This window comes from Planomicrobium sp. CPCC 101110 (assembly GCF_007859395.1).
GTDB lineage: Bacteria > Bacillota > Bacilli > Bacillales_A > Planococcaceae > Planococcus.
Genome location: NZ_VOHD01000006.1, coordinates 362,755 through 380,565, shown reverse-complemented (window position 1 = coordinate 380,565; position 17,811 = coordinate 362,755). Strand labels below are relative to the sequence as shown.

The window sequence follows — 17,811 nt, the reverse complement described above, 5'->3', positions numbered from 1 at the left end:
TAAGATAGGAATTGACATATAAAAAGGTACAAATAAAAGAATATAGACATGTCAGAAGAGGTATGCATTGAAAAATATCATTTTTGCTTTAAATGACCACTCTCCTAAATACAGACAGGTATACGACCGGGTTAAATTGTTGATCGAGCAGAAGGACCTGCCGGAAAACGAGCAGTTGCCTTCCATCCGCCAATTGGCAGAAACTTTGCATGTCAGCCGCAATACGACCTTGATGGCCTACGAGCAGCTTGTAGCGGAAGGGTACATTCGCGGAGAAGGAAGGAAAGGGTATTTTGTAAATGAATTAGAACCGATTTTAGTTCAAGATGCCCTTGCTCCGCCAGATAAGGAGCGTAAAGAGCCTGCGCCTTCAGTCAAAATTGATTTCAAGGCAGGGGCGGTGGATCAAACCCACTTTCCGCTGAAAACCTGGAGAAGACTATCGAATCAAGTGTTAACCTTGCAAGAGAGTTTTCAGTACGGGGAACCCTTTGGGGAAGTCTGCTTGCGTGAGCAAATCGCCGTTTATTTATTCCAGTCGCGTGGAGTCAAAACAGAGCCCCATGCAATTGTCATCGGCAGCAGTACCCAGCAGCTGTTGATCCATCTTGGGCACATCCTGAATGATGACAGTGATGGTGTTATTATCGAGGATCCCGGATATGACGGGGCAAAAGAAGCGTTCCGGTTTCATCAATTTGCGATTGAGACTTTGCCGGTTTATGAGACAGGGGCCGATTTTTCACAGCTGGAAAAATTGAAGTCAAAGCTGATCTACATCACCCCATCCCATCAAAGTCCCCTAGGGGTCAGTATGTCGATACAGCAGAGGCAAATGCTCATCCAATGGGCGAACAGCATCGATGGATTTATTATCGAAGACGATTACGATAGCGAGTTCCGATATACGCAGCAACCCTTCCCAGCCCTGGCATCCATCGATTCAGCAAGAGTCATTTACCTGGGGAATTTCTCGAAGTCCTTTCTTCCGGGAATCCGCCTGAGTTATATGGTCTTGCCCCAATCAGTAGTTGATCGCTACAAAAACCGATTTCTTCAGTTCGAGAGTACCGCTTCCCTCCAAAATCAGCTGACAATGGCAAGATTTATGGAAGCGGGGGAATGGAACCGCCATATTAAACGAATGCGGCTCGTGTACAAGCGGAAAATGCAATGCTTAGTCTCAGAATTAAGAAAGCAGTTCAAAGAAAGCCTTTCCATTATCGGAGAACAGTCGGGGTTATACGTCTTAGTGAAAGTGCATCTGAATAGGTCAGAGGAATGGTTGATCGAGCGAGCTGAAATGGATGGAGTTCATGTGTATCCGACTTCCATCTATTTCATCAAAAACCATCCTGCAGAAGCCGTCATCAAACTGGGATTCAGCAACCTTTCCTGTGAAGAAATCCAAGAAGGAGTGAAGCTTTTAAAAAAGGCATGGACATAAAAAACCGCTGTTTTTTTGACTATCGAAGAGGCTAAGTCAAAGGCATTCGGGTTAATTCCAGCCTTTCTTTTATTCTTTCTGGAAAACAAGACAACGGAGGATACCTTCAATGGCCGCTGGAATTAAGAGATGAGACAACCTTCTCATCAAGATTTTTAGTTCCTTTTAAAGGAGAACCATATAATATCAAGCGGGAGAGGCTCGCTTATATCTACAGGCTAAATTTTCTATAAATGATTTTCATGTTTGCAAAATTTGAATTTAAACAAGCCTTTTATTTGAGTATTTGAAGCGATTAGAAGGATCGGTTATTCAATAAACTGAAGTTCTGTTTTTGACCCAAAATAGTATGCTTTTGCGAAAGGTTTAAAATTATTGTCTGTTCATGCTCAAATAATGATCTTTACTAAGATTATTAATTTATTTAGATTTTATGCTAAGTGTATGTTTGTACTTTCGCCTTTTGAATCATGCCAAAACCCAATATAAGTACAATTAATGGATTTGTGCATAAAGGTTTACAGTTACGAACGGTCTACTTTCCAAATTAGCGAGCATTCTTTAGTTCTGTTAATATAATAGATATAAAAACATAATTTAAAATCACGAGAACAAGAATTCAAGGAATTGCATATGGAACTGGACGGTGGATATAAGCGAGAAAATTGATTCGCAAAAGTGCGTATAACGTTCGGGTATCGCAATATGAGGGAAATAAAGACATTGCTATATTGTTGAAAATTTTTTATCGCTCTGGCCTTGAAAGTACGATGCACCACAACCAAAATATGAACGAAGAAATATAGGATAGCATGACCAACTTTTCACTTTAGGGAGAATGTAGAATGATGTTGCAATACTACACTAAACGCTTTGAAGTAATAATACGGGGGAAGTATCCTGCAAATCGAAAAAAACTTATGATAGCTAACCTAATGAGTGAAATGGAAACGGCTTTTAATATGCCTATGCAGAGCAATCCTGAATGGGAACAGGAAAACGAAGAGATTATCGCACTTTATCGCCGGATTTCTGCTAGCAGAAATCTTTGAGGTAGGGTTATTCCGGCCAATAAAAAGATGGTTTTTGAAAAATGAATGAATGTAAGCAGTTCATACATTTAGGCAGAAACGTTTTATACACCAGGAATTATCAGAAGCGATTGCTGCTCCGACAGCAAAATAAAAAGGGGAAAAAGCAGTGCTCATCAGCAAGGCTTTTCCCCTTTTTTCTGTTTAAATGTACTTTTATGAACGTTAGGACTTTATCAATGATGATATTCAACTTGAAAATGATAGGTTGTAAGATCAGATGAATCGATGAAGGCTCTTATTTGCCAAGCAACAAGAGAGTCGGTTAACAGAGTCTTGTAAGGATAAGCGCTTCTTTCTAACATTAAATAAATAGCCACTATAAATGAATTTATGATACTTATTCCACTTTTAATCGACTAACATTTTGGGATGGTAAAGGAAAAGTATGTAAGTCCGCTGGCAAGGGGCGGCTAAAATAATAGCCTTGTCCGTTGTCGCACTTTTCTTCTTGCAGGAAGTTCAACTGTGTTTCATTCTCAATTCCTTCTGCAATAACTCCCATATTCAATTTGTGGGCTAACGAGATAATGGTTGAGGTGATTGCTTTGCCATTCAAGTCGTTGTTGATATCCTGTACAAAACTACGGTCAATTTTCACACGGTCGAACGAAAATTGCCGTAAATAACTGAGAGAGGTATATCCGGTGCCAAAGTCGTCAATTGACATTGATAAGCCTAGGGCCTTCAGATTCGTCAAACTTTCTTTCAGAAGTTTTGTATCTTCCATCAAAATGCTTTCGGTCACTTCCAGTTCCAGCCATTTTGCATCGAGCCCTGTTTCTTCCAGAACGGTTTTAACCGTCTGCACAAAGTTGGGATGCTGCAGCTGGATGGTTGAGATGTTCACGCACATCTTAAAAGGAGGTAAGCCTGCATCCTGCCAGGCTATATTTTGGGCACAGGCAACCTGCAGCACCCATTTTCCAATGGACACAATCTGTCCGCTTTCTTCTGAAATTGGAATGAAATGATCTGGCGGCACAAGCCCGAGTTTCGGATGGTTCCATCGGATCAACGCTTCCATGGCACTGAGGTCGCCCGTCTTCAAATCAATAATCGGCTGATAATGGAGGACAAGTTCCTGATTTTTAATGGCTGACTTTAAATCCTGCTCCAGTGTCAGTTTGTAGGCTGTTTTCTGGTCTAATTCTTCTGTGTAGACGGTGTAGTTGTTTCTTCCGTACTTTTTCGTATAGTACATGGCGGTATCAGCCTTTTTGATTAATTCATCCACGCTGCTGTCAGTCCCGCTGCCAAAAGCGATTCCGATGCTTGCAGAAACTGTCAAGGAATGGCCTATGACTTCAAATGGTTCTGCCAATGCCAGGTTTAACCGTTCAGCCAAGGAAATCGCTTCCGCTTCACTTGAATGGGGCAGCAAAATGGCAAACTCGTCTCCGGCAAACCGGCTCACCGTATCCGTATGGCGGACATTCTGCAGTAAGCGTTCGGCCACAATTTTTAAAAATTCATCGCCGATATGATGGCCCAGGGAATCATTGATGAACTTGAAGCGGTCCAAATCCAGAAATAAGACAACCGGCTGGGTGATGTGTGCATCGGAAAGTTTGAACACTTGGCTTAACCGGTCTTCGAACAATTTCCGATTCGGCAGCTTTGTCAATGAATCGTAGAACACGAGGTCTTCCAACAGTTTTCTGTGGGCATTTCGATCTGTAATATCTTTTGCGATGCCATATGCGCCGATGATTTGTCCTGATAAATGCATTGGGAAATTTGTAATTTCTAAATCTCTTCTTTTGCCGTCTTTGCGGGTTATGGCAATTTCATACCGGTTAGTATTTCCTCGTAAGGCTTCCTCGAAGTAATGAAGGGTGAGTGCTAAATCGTCAGGCACGACAAGCGGAGCAAAGGACATCTCAAGCAATTGATCCGCAGTGTATCCTGACAAGTTTGCACATGCTGGATTTGCATCTGTGAAGTTCCCTTCGAGGTCAATTGTGAAAATGGCATCCGGATTATTGTCAAAAAGGGATTTGAATCGCTTCTGATTTTCCTGAAGCTGCAAATTTGCTTTTACTTCTTCTGTTACATTAAAAACGGTTCCGAAGGTAACTGCTTTTCCATCCAATATGGCTTTTCTTGCATGTATTTCAACATGAATCAGGCTGCCATCTTTTTTTATCACTCTGACCCGATAACGTGCGTCCGTTTCCTGATTTTCAATTCTTCTTTTGACGCTTTCCTGTACAATTGATATGTCATCTGGATGGATGAGCGTATCTGTAGTAAAGTTCTTAACGGATACTTCGTCTTTCGTATAGCCAATAAGACTGCAAAAATGATGGTTGACATAAGAGTAGGTCCAGTTTTCTAAAATATACATGCTTACAGGCGCATTTTGTACCATCACTTCAAACATCTCTCTATAAAATGCATCCTTCAGATGAACTTTGTCCTCTTTCATATTACCAGCAGGACCCATGCCTGTAGTATTCATAATTTCCATTTATATTCCCTCCATATAACTGTATAACCATTGCATCAAAGCTGCTTATCATGATTCTTTTTATGCATTTTTTGAAATCATGATACGCGTTGGCATATAAACGATGAAATCAAATACTAAAATTTATTTTTGTACTTTAAAATCATTATATAGGAAATTATATACTTTTATTAAATCATATAACATAATGCTTAAAACCTATATTAAGTTAATGCACAATACGAAAAACTAAAAACAGGATTAGGAATGTATGAAGCATAAGAGAAGCGTACATGATTTTCTTTGATAGGAGGGAGCGAACAAAGTAAAAGCTGTCATATGAGACAGGATGTTATGAAACAAGTTCAATATAAGGGTTTTAAGTTACCAGGATGTTCGGCAGGTGTTGGAAACCAAGCAGGTGATAGAAGCGGTGGAAACCATCTACAAGCCGAAAAGCAAAAAGCAAGCAGAAGCCTGGCCCACAATTTTCTGCGACTTTGAATTTGGGAAGGCCGATATGGACATGAAGTCCGGCTATCTGAACGCCTTCATTACCGGGATTCGGACTGGTGCAGCTGGTGCCCTTGGGGTAAAATACTTGGCCATGAAAGATTCCAGGAACCTCCTTGTACTAAAGGCAGGAGAACAGGCCATTTTCCAGGTTGCAGCGGCAAGGAATCATCACTGAAGGTAATAGCGCTGGAGAGATGGGCCATTTGCTCTTGGGAAGGATCGAAGGAAGAACGGACGATGCGGAAATAACGGTCTTCGATGCCACAGGAATGGCCCTGTTGGATATTTATGTTGCAAAACTTGCGCTGCAGGCGGCCGTCGAACAAGGACTTGGCACACAACATCAGAACTGTAAAAGGAGAGAGGGATCATGAGTTTTAATGCGAATGATGTGAAGGTCGCCTATGATCGGATCAAAGGACATGTAAGAAAAACCCCGCTGGAGGAATCCTTCTACCTTGGAGACGAGAGCAGAAGCTACTTCTTTAAACTGGAATCTGCACAGCGAGCGAAAAGCTTTAAGATTCGCGGGGCATTAAATAAGATGATGACCTTGACACAGGAGGAAATCGACCGCGGTGTGGCAGCAATTTCTTCCGGCAACCATGGAAGTTCCGTCAGCTATGCCGCATCGATTCTAGGAATTGCCAATGTAAAAGTCATCGTTCCGAAAAGCACCCCTCAAAGCAAAATAGACAAAATCAACTATTTCGGGGCAGAGGTCATGCTGATGGGCAATAATTACGATGAAGCACATGCGTTAGGCATGGATTATATTGCAAAACATCAACTCACCTATATCGATGCGTATTACAGCGATCCCGAAATTTACGCAGGCCAGGGGACAGCGGCGATTGAAATTCTTGAGCAGAATCCAGACATTGACACAATCGTGGTTCCCGTTGGCGGTGGAGGGTTAATCACGGGCATGGCAGTTGCGGCCAAAGCGATCAAGCCGGATATCCGGATCATCGGGGTCCAAACAGAAGCGTGTCCAGCGATGATCAAAGCTTATGAGGACAACGTGTTTTACGAGGAATATCCGAGTGAAGAATCCTTATGTGATGCGCTCGTTGGCGGAATTGGGAAACTAAGTTACGAGATGGCAAAAGATTGTGTCGATGATTTTATCGCCGTATCAGAAGAATCCATTGCAAAAGCCCTGAGTTTCTTGGCAAAAGAAGAAAAATACATCGTGGAAGCCGCAAGCAGCACCACCGTCGCAGCCGTTATGGATTACCAGGAGCGAATCGGCGGAAAAAACATTGCGCTCGTATTTTCCGGCGGCAACATCGACGGGGAGTTATTGACCCGTATTTTATCCAAGTATTAAAGGGATGCTTTTCAAGTTATTTTTCAAAATAAAAAAGCTGTGAGCTGAAAAAATACAGTTCACAGCTTTTTAGATTCAGGAACGATTGTTAGAAATCTTTCAGTCTCTTTTCCGTCACTTCGGCGATTTGTTTCGAATCAGGATTTTCCTCATTGTGCAATTCCTCTATGATGTTCGCATAATCCATTTCATTTCTGTTTTGGCTTAGTTTGAAGGCAGCCTGAATTTCTCCAACCTTAAACTTGAATCCGACAATCCCCTTGATTTCTTTCTCCAATCTTCAAAATCAGTGACTTTAAAATATTCTGGTGTATACATGACAAGCCGCCTTTCATTGAAAATTATAGGAGTGTCTTTGTCATGATCAAGTCCACTTGTTCATCATCACCCATAAAAAAGGAGTGGGAACCCGTTTGGACAAATCCCTTTTTCTGATAGAACGCAATGGCATTTTCATTATCTTCCCAGACTCCTAGCCAGATTTTCTTTTTATGCTGTTCCAGTGCAATTTCCAGCGCTTTGTTCATCAGGTGTTTTCCAAGGCCATGTTTCTGGAATTTCTTTTTCACGTAAATTCGTTCGATTTCCAGCGAGTCATTGCCCATCGCTTCTGACTGTGCCTCATCAGTATTGGCCTTTAAGTAACCAGCTGTTTCCTGATCCGAATAAATAAAGTAGAAATGGGAAGAGGGATTGGCTATTTCATGTTTCAGTTGTTCCAAGTTGTATGCTCTTTCTATATAGGCATTCAAGTGTTCCGGTGAATTCTGTTCCTGGAAAGTCTCGCTAAAAGTTTTTACGCTGATTGTCTGCAGGTCCTGTACATCTTCTAAAGTACACTTCTTAATCATTATCGTCATTTGAATAGCTCGCTCCTTCAGTGGATTAATAGTCCCGCTTGTTTCCTTTTTTAACAGATTCCCAGTCCTTCTCGACATTTTTCCGGATCCGCTGCAAAAGATCGAATGCAGCTTCTGCTTCTTTTTCAGAAAATCCCTTTAATGCCACAAGATCGGAATGTTCGTTTTCTCTTTTGATGAAAGGGTAGACCTTTTTTCCTTTCTCGGTTGGAAAAAGTCTCTTGATCTTTTTATTGTATGGATCTTCTTTCTTTTCAATGAAATCGTTTATCACTAGTTTTTGAAGTGCACGAGTGGCTGTGGAGCGGTCCACTTTGATCATATCCACCAGCTGTTCCTGAATGATCCCTGGGTTCTCGCATATTCGGACCAAATACAAATACTGCCCTTTAGTCAGATCAAACTCTTTGAATTCTATGTTGCTGATGGAATCCAATGCCCGTGCTATCATGCCGATTTCACGCAGAATCTCTTTCATAGCAGTCTCCTTAATAGAAAATTTAGTTGCAAATACAATAATAAAAGTCTATATTCAATATAAACTTTGTTTGTTGCATTTGCAACAAATTAAAAAAACCTATCGACTAATAGGACTGAAAAATAGGAACGCAACAAGAATCAAAACCAGGTTACCGGACTTCCTTTGAACCTTTTATGGAAGATGGAATCCCGCATATTCTCATGATAAAAAAAGCTGCTAAGAAGAGTTGAGAGGGGGGGAACGATATGAAATATGCTTTCTATATTATCGGAATCTTGCTGTTGACCCTTGGAATTGCGCTCACAATCCAATCCAATCTTGGAACGTCGCCTTTTGATGCCGTGCTGGTAGGGCTATCAAGAAGCGTAGGGCTTACCGTGGGAACCTGGGAAATTATACTGGCTGGTATAATGATCGGCTGCAATTCAATTTTAATAAGAAAAAAACCGGAAGTGCTGGGATTGGTGACAGCTGTTATCACTGGCATCGGTATTGATTTATGGCTTTTCCTTTTGGGCAATTTGATTGATCCAGCCTTATGGCCAAGCAAAGCCGTTTGCTTTTCGGTGGGCTTGATCGCTATAGGATTTGGAACAGCAACGTATCTGCACACAAATTTCGCTCCAATTCCAGTGGACCGTCTGACTTTGATCCTGAAGGAATTGACCGGAACCAATTTATTCTTTTCAAGAACGGCCATTTATCTCCTATTCTTGATTTTAGCCATGGTGCTAAATGGCCCTATTGGTGTTGGAACTGTACTAACCGTCTGTTTAGGGGGATTGATACTGAATTTCTTCATGCCCCCTGTAGGGAGAGCATTGGACAGCATAATAATAAACTTGAACAAGTCGCCAAATAACCTCGAAAGGCCGAAATAGAAGGCATCAGCCAACCTCTCGTGACAAAACAGAAGTTGCAGGAAATCTGCGAATTCAAACACCAAAAGAAGAAAATGTGCCGGTAATCGATCACGAATCCTTCTTTTCTTGGTGAAGGGCTTTTTTGGAACATTTTCCTGTTTTGTGGTTGAGATCCACTTTCTCCTACTCCTTATAGGGAGTGGATTGTTCTTAAGATAATTTTTTCTGAAATAATGTCTGTTTCATTCATTTTGCGCTGACATACTAAACACGGAGCGAAGAAGTATTCTATACTTAAATCTGTGCATAATAAAGGATCCGTTTTGATATTATAAACGAGCATCGAGGGGGAGACAAAATTGAAATCACCGCTTATTTCGTATATAGCTTTATTTTTGGGCGTATTTGCATTATCGACTTCAGCGATTTTTGTGAAGGTAGCAGATGCACCTGCGGCAATTACGGCATTTTATCGGATGCTTTTTGCAGCAGCAATGCTTTTGCCGTTTTTACTAGGCAGCAAAAAGAACCGCCAGGAACTATGCTTGTTGTCAAAAAAACAATGGGGACTCGGATTGTTATCAGGCGTATTTCTCGCAGCCCATTATGTCCTGTGGTTCGAATCATTAAATTACACATCTGTAGCAAGTTCGACGGTCATCGTTACCTTGCAGCCCCTCTTTTCAGTGGCGGGCGGCTATTTTCTTTTCAAGGAACGTTTCAGTAAAGGGGCTATAACGGGATGTCTCGTCGCGATTGCTGGAAGTATAGTCATAGGATGGCAAGACTTTCAAATCAGCGGACAGGCATTGTTCGGTGATGTGCTGGCTTTTATTGCGGCCGGCATCATAACAGCCTACTTCTTTATTGGCCAGCATGTCCGGAAAAGGCTATCCCTTATCCCTTATGCAGTTATTGGTTATGGGAGCAGTACATTGCTTTTAGGTGTTTTTGCGTTCAGTCAGCAAACGCCTTTCTTCACATATTCATCACACACCTGGTGGTCCTTCGTCGGATTAGCGTTCGTTGCAACAATTTTAGGGCAAACCATTTTCAATTGGTTGTTGAAATGGCTAAGTACTTCAATTATTTCAATGGCCATATTAGGAGAGATAATTGGAACATGCATACTCGCTTATTTCATTTTGGATGAGATCATTTCCTTGCAGCAAGGTATGGGCATCGCATTCATTTTAATCGGTTTAACATTATTTCTGCTCCAGCAAAAAAATAGGGATCCTGTGGCGTAAGGACCGTATTAAGAGTCTGATTAGGAACTCTGATGCTCCATACCTTCAAGCGCCCTATTGAAACAGCATTAGACAGTGTATCAATGGCCTTCGATGAGTCGCCAGATAATCTCGAGCATGGAAAATTGAAGTTTCAAGTTTACATATCAAGACTTTACGGGAAGTTGCCCAACTTAAATGGTGAGCTCAAGTAGAGAGGAAGAGGGCTGTGATTCCAGTCTTTATTTCTACTTTTTCTCTTCTTGTTAAAGATTACGGACTGAAAGCCTGGAGGAAAACCAGTTGACCGGTTTTCCTCCAGGCTTTTATTTTTAATATTCCTACCCGAAAATATGCGCCTCTGCCAGTTTAGATCCTGGAAGCAGCACGATAAAACCTCTGTGCCTGTCGAATATCAGTTGAAGCTTGTCTCTGCAACAATTGTTTAGCTTATTCAATCAAGTTCTTTATAGCAGTTTGTTTTCTTGGAATTTATAATTTTGCTGTAAATATTTTATTTCGAAATCGTGGACTTTCAAAGGCTTGTCGTAAAGGTAGCCTTGATAAACGGTGCAGTCGTTCATTTTGAGGAAAGCAACTTCTTCCGGGCGTTCGACTCCTTCTGCTACTAAATCGCATTCAATGCTCTTCGCCAAATGAATAAGAGATTTAAGGACGGCTTCGGATTTCTTGTCCTGTCCGATTTTTTGGATAAAAGACCGGTCTATCTTGATTTTAGTGATTGGAAAATGGGTCAAATAGGAAATCATCGAAAATCCGGTGCCAAAATCGTCAATAGCAATGGAAATTCCTTTCGATTTACATAGGAGCAAATTTTTCAAAGTGGCTTCAGAATAAGTCAGTTCCGCTTGTTCGGTAATTTCGATCTCCACCATTGACGATGGAATTTTATAGCGTTTTTGCAGTTCAAAGAAAGCGTCAAAGAATACCGGGCTGGCAAGAAGGGATGATGTCATGTTAACGGCTGTACGTGGAATCCATCCGAACCGCCGCTGCCATTCGTTCAGTTGAACAAACACCTTTTCAATCAGATAAAGCGTCAAAGGAGTGATTGTACTGGTTTCTTCGGCAATTTTAATGAACTCCAACGGAGAAAGCTCCCCAAGCTCCGGATGGTTCCAGCGAGCCAGAACTTCAACTCCGACAACTTCACCTGAAGAACCGTTGATTTGTGGCTGAAGTGTATAGTAAAGGCCGATGGCTTTCAAGTTTCCTGTTAAACTTTTCTCTATAGTGGATTTTCGGCTGCGCTGCATATGCATGGATGGACGGAAAAACATGTATGAGGATCCACTGGTTTTTTTTGCCTCATGCATTGCGGTTTCCGCATAGGAGAAGACTTCATTGAATACTTTCGAGTCGTGTGGAAAACAGGAAATTCCTATACTGGCTTCGATATAAAGGGGAGGGGTATCATGAAGGTGGTAAGCCTCTTCGAATATTCCTTTAATCTGCTTTGCAAAGCCTTCAAGTTTTTCACCAAACTCCGGTTCATAGATGACAGCAAATTCATCCCCATCAAGACGTCCTACTTCGCATTTATCATTCCTTAACAAATTCAATTTTTTTGCCAGATCTTTTAACAGCGCATCCCCAACATCATGGTCATACATTGCATTTATATGTTTTAAATTTGTCACATTCAAATAGAAAACAGTGAATTTCTTTTTCTGCTCAATCAAAGAATGTCCTCTTGCTGTCAGCAAGCGGCGGTTGGGCAGTTCAGTCAAGTAATCATAGTTGACTGAAGCAGATAATTTTTCTTCCATTTTTTTTTGTTCACTGATGTCTTGGATATAGATAACAAGTCCGCCTCTTTTCAGTGGACAGGCTTTCACTTGAAACCATGTATTAAGCGGTTGATAGTAATCAAAAAACTTGATGGTTTGCTGTTCTTTCATCGCTTGTTGATAGATTTGATGGAAAGAAGTGCCGACAGCTTCAGGGAAAATGTCGAATAAGTTGGCTCCGATAACATTTTCGCGATTACAATGCAGCATGGATTCCGCAACTTCATTCATAAAGTCGATTTGGAACTGATCGTTAAGCAAGGCAAAGCCGTCTGTCATACTTTCCAATATGCTTTCTGCAGTAATCGGCTCGATATCATGGAGGCCAGCGGGTTTAAGATAAATGATGGCACCTCGAGATTTAGTGGATAATAATTCTATTCCGCATAATCTGACCATAAACCATTGTGTTTCTCCGTTCTTAAGAAGAAAAGGATACATTTGCTTGTGTTCGGCGGATTCGTTATTGAGAACGCGTTGAATGGCCTGCAGTTCATTGAGTTTTCCGTGTTCTTTCAATTGCTTGAAGTAATCAGATCCTACTTTCCACAAGGATTCCCTTACCTCATGTTCCTCACAAAAATCAAGCCATGCCTGATTAACTCGGAGAACAGTGCCTTTATTATCGATAGCAATCAAAAAAATGTCGACCGTGTTCATCCATTCTTGAATTTGCGAATTTTCCTCTTTCAAACTTTCCACATCCTTCAAACTCTATGCCTTTTTCGATATTTATAGGTAATAAGCTTGTCAATTCCCATATTTATAAAGTAAGTAAAGTGTGCGTTATTTCGACGGTGCAAACTACAGTCCGAATGACCCATTTTTGTTATTTGAAAATATTTTAACTTAACGGATGGTTCTATCGCATCCCATACAGTAAGAAAGCACCAAAAGGCTTGGCATAGGAAGTTGCTTTATTCTATGACAAAGAATAATGAAAGCGGGAAGATGTGTTCCGTTAAGTAAAACCCCTCTTTTTCCTGGTTTATCATACTGGTTCCAATCGGATTTATTGCAGGCGCGTCACAAATGCCATTATGGGAGTCCAGCAAAATCCTGCCAATTTTTCTGATGGGCAATTTGTCAGTGGACCCTGGTGTTAAAATTTTTATGATTTACCAGCAGCAGACCAAATAAAAAAACAGAGAGTGGATGTGTATTGGTTGGCATCCATTCTCCGTTTCTATTTGCGGAAATACCCTTTTTTAAAAGGCGAGTTCCCCTGATTCTATCAACCGTTAATGAAAAAACTCCGTTTAGCGTATACGTCCTATAACTTTTGCCGTGTTCTATATCAGATAGGCTGCTTATTGATGACAATAGAGAGTTTGTAGTTCACATATTGGTTCAGGCCAATCAGAAATTGATCCAGTTCAAAGTTGGATGGGAATTTGCACTCGAGCAAGTAGCAGCTGTCCCCGCTGATTTTATAATTATTGATGATATGTTCCTCTGTTGTTTCCAGGAAAGACAGATAAGGCTGATGAGAAGTGCTTTTTGTGAAGATGTTGATCAAGGCGTGAATATAATACCCCATCTTTACTTGGTTAATATCAATGGTGTAACCTTCAATAATTCCGCTGTCCTCTAATTTCGCCACCCGTGCCGAAGTTGCGGGTCCGCTTAAATGGATTTTCTTCCCCAATTCTTTCATCGTGATGCGGCTGTTCTTGGAGAGTTCCTCTAAGATCTGCAGATCCGTGTTGTCCACCATTCCTTTAAACTCCCTTCATTAATAAAGTCAAACGGCAGAAAGACTTGATTTATGCTGTGTATTTTTAATGTGCTAATAGTATACACTGTACGTAATTCAATCAAAAGGAGATAGAAAATATGAACATACAGCAAATCCGAAACGCAACACTGGTGATCAAATATGCCGGCAAAAAGTTTTTAGTAGATCCGTTTTTGGCAGAGAAAGGTGCCTATCCGCCATTTCCAAATTCAGCTAGGCAGGACCAGAACAACCCGCTCGATAGCTTGCCTGTCCCAATCAATGAAATCATCACTGGCATAGATGCCGTCATTGTAACTCATTTGCATTTGGACCACTGGGATGATGCAGCCAAAGACGCCCTGCCGAAAAACATCAAACTGTTCGTCCAAAACGAAGAAGATGCGAAAGAGGTTCAAAATGACGGTTTCCAAAACGCTGAGGTATTGCAGGGAGATACGGTATTTGAAGGGATCCATTTACATAAGACAAAAGGCGAGCATGGCAGAGGGGCGATGGCAAACCTTATGGGCCAAGTCTCGGGCATAGTCTTCAAACATCAAGACGAGAAAACCGTTTATGTAGCTGGGGATACGGTCTGGTGTGAAAGCGTACAGGAAACAATCCATGCGCACAAACCGGAAGTCATCGTGGTGAACGCAGGCGCGAATCAATTCCTGGAAGGCGGTTCGATTGTTATGGGCAAAGAGGATGTTTACGAAGTTCACCAAGCTGCGCCTGCCGCCGCGATAATCGCTGTCCATATGGAGTCGGCTAATCACTGGGGACTGCCTAAAGAAGAATTGAAAAGATTTGCGGATGAAAAAGGCTTTTCTTCCCGAATTTATGTGCCGGCAGACGGAGAGTCCTATACATTCTAAAACAAGAAGTGACTCGTGGCATCTGAGAGAGGATGAAAATTCAATCAGAACGAAGAAGGGACGGCAGATTTTGGGGCTCTTTCTCACTCTATAATTTCTCCTGTTCAATCTCATTTTAGTATATACTGAATAAAAATATTTTAATTGTTTTGGAGTTGGAAGAATGAAAACAATTGGCGATATAGCCCAGTTAGCAGGTGTGGCAAAAAGTACGGTTTCGCGGTATCTTAACGGCGGCTCTATCAGTGAGCCCACGAAAAAAAAGATCGAGCGAATCATAAATGAAACAGGATACATGCCCAATAACTTTGCCCAGAGTTTGAAGGCCAAGAAACCGAACATTATTGGTACGATTGTTCCGCGCCTTGATTCTTTTGCGGCATCCCAAATTTTGACGGGTATTGACAAACACCTGAGAGAACTGAACTACCAGATGCTGATTTCCAATACCAGCCAGGAGTTGGAACGCGAAATTGAAAGTGTTTATAGCTTATACAACCAAAAAGTTGCAGGCATCATCTTGCTTGCTACACAAATAACAAAGGACCACTTGAAGGCGTTCAATGAAACAGAATTGCCCGTTGTCCTTGTCGGCCAGCAGCACGACAAAGTCTATAGCATCATTCATAACGATGATGCCGCCGCCTATGATTTAGGGAAATACGTATTGGAGAACGGTCATCGGAAAATCGCCTATTTAGGCGTTACGGAAAAAGATATTGCTGTTGGAGTGAGAAGGAAGGAAGGGTTCAACCGGGCCATAAGTGAAAGGGAAGATTGTGAAGTGGAGTATTACGAGACAAGTTTCAAAATGGAAGATGCCATTAAAATTTCATCCCATATTATCGAGACCTTCGATCCTTCCATCATAGTGTGCGCAACAGACAACATTGCATTGGGTGCTTTGAAGGCAGCCCGGCTGAAAGGACTGGATGTTCCGTCAGCTTTATCCATCACAGGGTTTGGCGGTTATGAAATAACGGGAATTATTCATCCCGGCTTGACTACGGTGAAATTCCATTACGAAGATGCAGGGCGGCTAGCAGCAGACAGTCTGGTGACCTTGTTGAACGAAGGCCAAGTCCCGCTTTTGAATTTATCAGAATATCAGATTATTGAAAGAGAAAGCGTTGACAAAAAATTTGGACGGTAATATAATCATTCCATGCAACCGGTTTCATTGATGATTTAAATGGAACCGGTTTCAAATTAGATTTAAATGGAACCGGTTCCGCCGTCTGTTAAGAAGGCATTGGTTCAGAAGATTATCCAAATTCTAAAATGCAGAGGGAGAGGGAAAGGCATGAGTTACAGAAAGTTAGCGGAAGATATCATCCGGTTAGTGGGCGGGAGAGAAAATGTATCAAACGTTACACACTGCGCTACCCGGCTAAGATTTAATCTGAAAGACAATAAAAAAGCCGATAAAGAAGAGCTGGAAAAACTGGCTATTTTAAAAGTGGTAGAAAGCGGAGGACAGTATCAGGTGGTCATCGGACCTCAAGTTTCCAGTGTGTTCAGTGAAGTAGTGAAAATTTGCAATTTCAGGCCGGATTCAGCTTCTACGGAGGACAATAAAGAAAAAGGCAGTGTGGCTTCAAGAATATTCAATACCATTTCAGGAACTTTCACTCCTTTGATTCCTTTGATCTGTGGTTCCGGATTGTTGAAAGCGGTTTTAATCGTTCTTGTAATGCTAGGCTGGCTCTCAGCTGACAGTGGAACGCACCAGATTCTTTCAGCTGCTGCCAATGCGGTATTCTACTTTCTTCCAATCCTAATGGCTATTACGCTAGCTTTGAAACTCGGCGTAAGTCCATATATTTCAGCCGCTATAGCTGCTGCTTTATTAGAGCCGAACTTTACAAATTTGTTGGAGAACGGAGACACCAGTTCATTTATAGGCATACCGGTAGTATTGATAAACTATTCATCGACAGTGCTTCCTGTTTTTGCAGCTGTTTGCATTTACTCCCTATTAGAGAAGTTTCTTAAGAGAGTTTTGCATGTGCAGTTACATATGATCATTATTCCGATGTTGTCCTTATTGGTGATGGTTCCATTGACAGTTCTGATTTTTGGCCCTTTTGGTATTTATGTAGGAGATGCGATTCTGGACGGTACAGTTTTCATTCTTGATAAGAGTGCTATTTTAACAGGCCTTGTACTGGGAGCCGGCTGGGTATTTATCGTAATCTTAGGGCTGCACTGGGCAATCATCCCGCTTATGCTGTCCAATATTACGACCACAGGAAGCGATGCGATACTGGGGCTCATAATGGGAACAGTATGGGTTGCAGGCGGAGCAGCATTAGGTGTCTTCTTAAAGACGAAGGATAAAAACCTGAAGGCGGTAGCTGGTGCCGCGTTGATTCCTAGCGTTCTTTCCGGAATTACAGAGCCTGTTATCTACAGTATCTTTTTTCGGTATAAACGTGTGTTTATCATTTCCATCCTGATGGGGGGAGTTGCAAGTGCCCTTGCTGGAGCTTTGGGCGTCAGAGCCACTCAAATAGCCGGCGGGATTTTCACGATTCCAACATTCCTTCCGGTGAGTGGATATTTGATCGTCATTGCTCTTTCCATCATTGGTACTGCACTGGCTGTCCTGGTATTCGGATATGAAAGCAAGAACACCGAAACAATAGAATCTGGGGAAGTTCTTCTAAAGGGACAAAATATCGTAAGTCCGTTAACCGGGAAAGTCAAGATGCTAAGCCAAGTCAACGATCCCGTCTTTTCAGCTGAAGCCATGGGGAAAGGAATAGCGATTGAACCTGCAGTTGGAACAGTATTTTCTCCGGTGAACGGTGTAGTCACTGCACTTTTTCCAACCGGTCATGCAGTCGGCATTACTTCAGATACGGGAGTGGAAATTTTAATCCACATCGGAATCAACACAGTAGAGCTGGAAGGAAAATATTTCTTGCCTCAGATCAAGCAAGGGGACAAGGTGAAGCAAGGAGATGAACTGGTACTGTTTGATATTGATAAAATCAAAGAGGCAGGATATGAAGTCATCACTCCAGTCATCATTACAAATTCAACATCCTATAAAGAAATAACTCAAACGAATAGTGAAACTGTCCGGACAAACGATGTTTTGCTGAGTTTGTCTGTATGATTTCTG

General features: G+C 41.7%; 15 protein-coding genes and 1 pseudogene. 10 read left to right on the top strand and 6 right to left on the bottom strand.

Going from position 1 to position 17,811, the window contains the following annotated elements; translation table 11 throughout:
- The first annotated feature begins 67 nt into the window (after nt 1-67).
- On the top strand, nt 68-1,447 hold the full coding sequence (gene pdxR / locus FQV30_RS09785) for a MocR-like pyridoxine biosynthesis transcription factor PdxR (protein ID WP_146499971.1): 1,380 nt from the start codon (nt 68-70) through the stop codon (nt 1,445-1,447).
- 845 nt (nt 1,448-2,292) lie between these two features.
- Entirely contained in the window at nt 2,293-2,499 is a 207-nt protein-coding gene (locus FQV30_RS09780) for a hypothetical protein (protein WP_255473394.1), read from the top strand.
- Nucleotides 2,500-2,878: 379 nt separating this feature from the next.
- Here FQV30_RS09780 and FQV30_RS09775 read toward each other — a convergent pair whose 3' ends face one another.
- Nucleotides 2,879-5,011, bottom strand: a complete 2,133-nt coding sequence (locus FQV30_RS09775; RefSeq protein WP_255473393.1) for a sensor domain-containing protein — start codon at nt 5,009-5,011, stop codon at nt 2,879-2,881.
- A 382-nt stretch (nt 5,012-5,393) separates the two neighbouring features.
- Here FQV30_RS09775 and FQV30_RS18210 point away from each other — a divergent pair, with 382 nt between their 5' ends.
- The 3 genes from FQV30_RS18210 to FQV30_RS09765 are packed head-to-tail and all read left to right on the top strand — an operon-like array spanning nt 5,394 to nt 6,839.
- A complete protein-coding gene (locus FQV30_RS18210; RefSeq protein ID WP_255473392.1) occupies nt 5,394-5,681 on the top strand; it encodes a hypothetical protein in 288 nt (95 codons plus the stop codon).
- 19 nt (nt 5,682-5,700) lie between these two features.
- Entirely contained in the window at nt 5,701-5,880 is a 180-nt protein-coding gene (locus FQV30_RS18205) for a hypothetical protein (RefSeq protein WP_255473390.1), read from the top strand.
- Nucleotides 5,877-6,839: a threonine ammonia-lyase gene (locus FQV30_RS09765; protein WP_146499970.1), complete on the top strand. Its 963-nt coding sequence runs from the start codon at nt 5,877-5,879 to the stop codon at nt 6,837-6,839. Before FQV30_RS18205 ends, FQV30_RS09765 begins: the two co-directional genes overlap by 4 nt.
- Before the next feature lie 88 nt (nt 6,840-6,927).
- Here FQV30_RS09765 and FQV30_RS09760 read toward each other — a convergent pair.
- The 3 genes and pseudogenes from FQV30_RS09760 to FQV30_RS09750 form a co-directional block, all read right to left on the bottom strand.
- Nucleotides 6,928-7,116: pseudogene (locus tag FQV30_RS09760) on the bottom strand (FMN-binding negative transcriptional regulator); the annotation flags it as partial.
- A 64-nt stretch (nt 7,117-7,180) separates the two neighbouring features.
- Nucleotides 7,181-7,699 (bottom strand): spermidine/spermine N(1)-acetyltransferase, encoded by a 519-nt coding sequence (paiA, locus tag FQV30_RS09755; protein WP_146499969.1) that lies wholly within the window; start codon nt 7,697-7,699, stop codon nt 7,181-7,183.
- A 25-nt stretch (nt 7,700-7,724) separates the two neighbouring features.
- The gene (locus tag FQV30_RS09750) at nt 7,725-8,177 is read right to left on the bottom strand and encodes a MarR family winged helix-turn-helix transcriptional regulator (RefSeq protein ID WP_146499968.1); all 453 of its coding nucleotides are present in this window, start codon (nt 8,175-8,177) and stop codon (nt 7,725-7,727) included.
- A 248-nt stretch (nt 8,178-8,425) separates the two neighbouring features.
- On the opposite strand from FQV30_RS09750, the gene FQV30_RS09745 reads away from it, so the two are divergent.
- Nucleotides 8,426-9,061, top strand: a complete 636-nt coding sequence (locus FQV30_RS09745; RefSeq protein WP_146499967.1) for a YczE/YyaS/YitT family protein — start codon at nt 8,426-8,428, stop codon at nt 9,059-9,061.
- A 341-nt stretch (nt 9,062-9,402) separates the two neighbouring features.
- Nucleotides 9,403-10,293, top strand: a complete 891-nt coding sequence (locus FQV30_RS09740) for a DMT family transporter (protein ID WP_146499966.1) — start codon at nt 9,403-9,405, stop codon at nt 10,291-10,293.
- A gap of 446 nt (nt 10,294-10,739) precedes the next feature.
- Here the strand turns inward: FQV30_RS09740 and FQV30_RS09735 are convergent, their stop codons facing one another.
- Together FQV30_RS09735 and FQV30_RS09730 are read right to left on the bottom strand one after the other, a co-directional pair.
- Nucleotides 10,740-12,785: a sensor domain-containing protein gene (locus FQV30_RS09735; protein ID WP_483312752.1), complete on the bottom strand. Its 2,046-nt coding sequence runs from the start codon at nt 12,783-12,785 to the stop codon at nt 10,740-10,742.
- 595 nt (nt 12,786-13,380) lie between these two features.
- Nucleotides 13,381-13,800: an Lrp/AsnC family transcriptional regulator gene (locus FQV30_RS09730; protein WP_146499965.1), complete on the bottom strand. Its 420-nt coding sequence runs from the start codon at nt 13,798-13,800 to the stop codon at nt 13,381-13,383.
- 119 nt (nt 13,801-13,919) lie between these two features.
- Here FQV30_RS09730 and FQV30_RS09725 point away from each other — a divergent pair, with 119 nt between their 5' ends.
- From FQV30_RS09725 to FQV30_RS09715, 3 genes are all read left to right on the top strand, one after another.
- Complete coding sequence (locus tag FQV30_RS09725) at nt 13,920-14,681, top strand: MBL fold metallo-hydrolase (protein ID WP_146499964.1); 762 nt, start codon at nt 13,920-13,922, stop codon at nt 14,679-14,681.
- 163 nt (nt 14,682-14,844) lie between these two features.
- Nucleotides 14,845-15,834, top strand: a complete 990-nt coding sequence (locus tag FQV30_RS09720) for a LacI family DNA-binding transcriptional regulator (protein WP_146499963.1) — start codon at nt 14,845-14,847, stop codon at nt 15,832-15,834.
- Nucleotides 15,835-15,984: 150 nt separating this feature from the next.
- Entirely contained in the window at nt 15,985-17,805 is a 1,821-nt protein-coding gene (locus tag FQV30_RS09715; RefSeq protein WP_146499962.1) for a beta-glucoside-specific PTS transporter subunit IIABC, read from the top strand.
- The last annotated feature ends 6 nt before the right edge of the window (nt 17,806-17,811 follow it).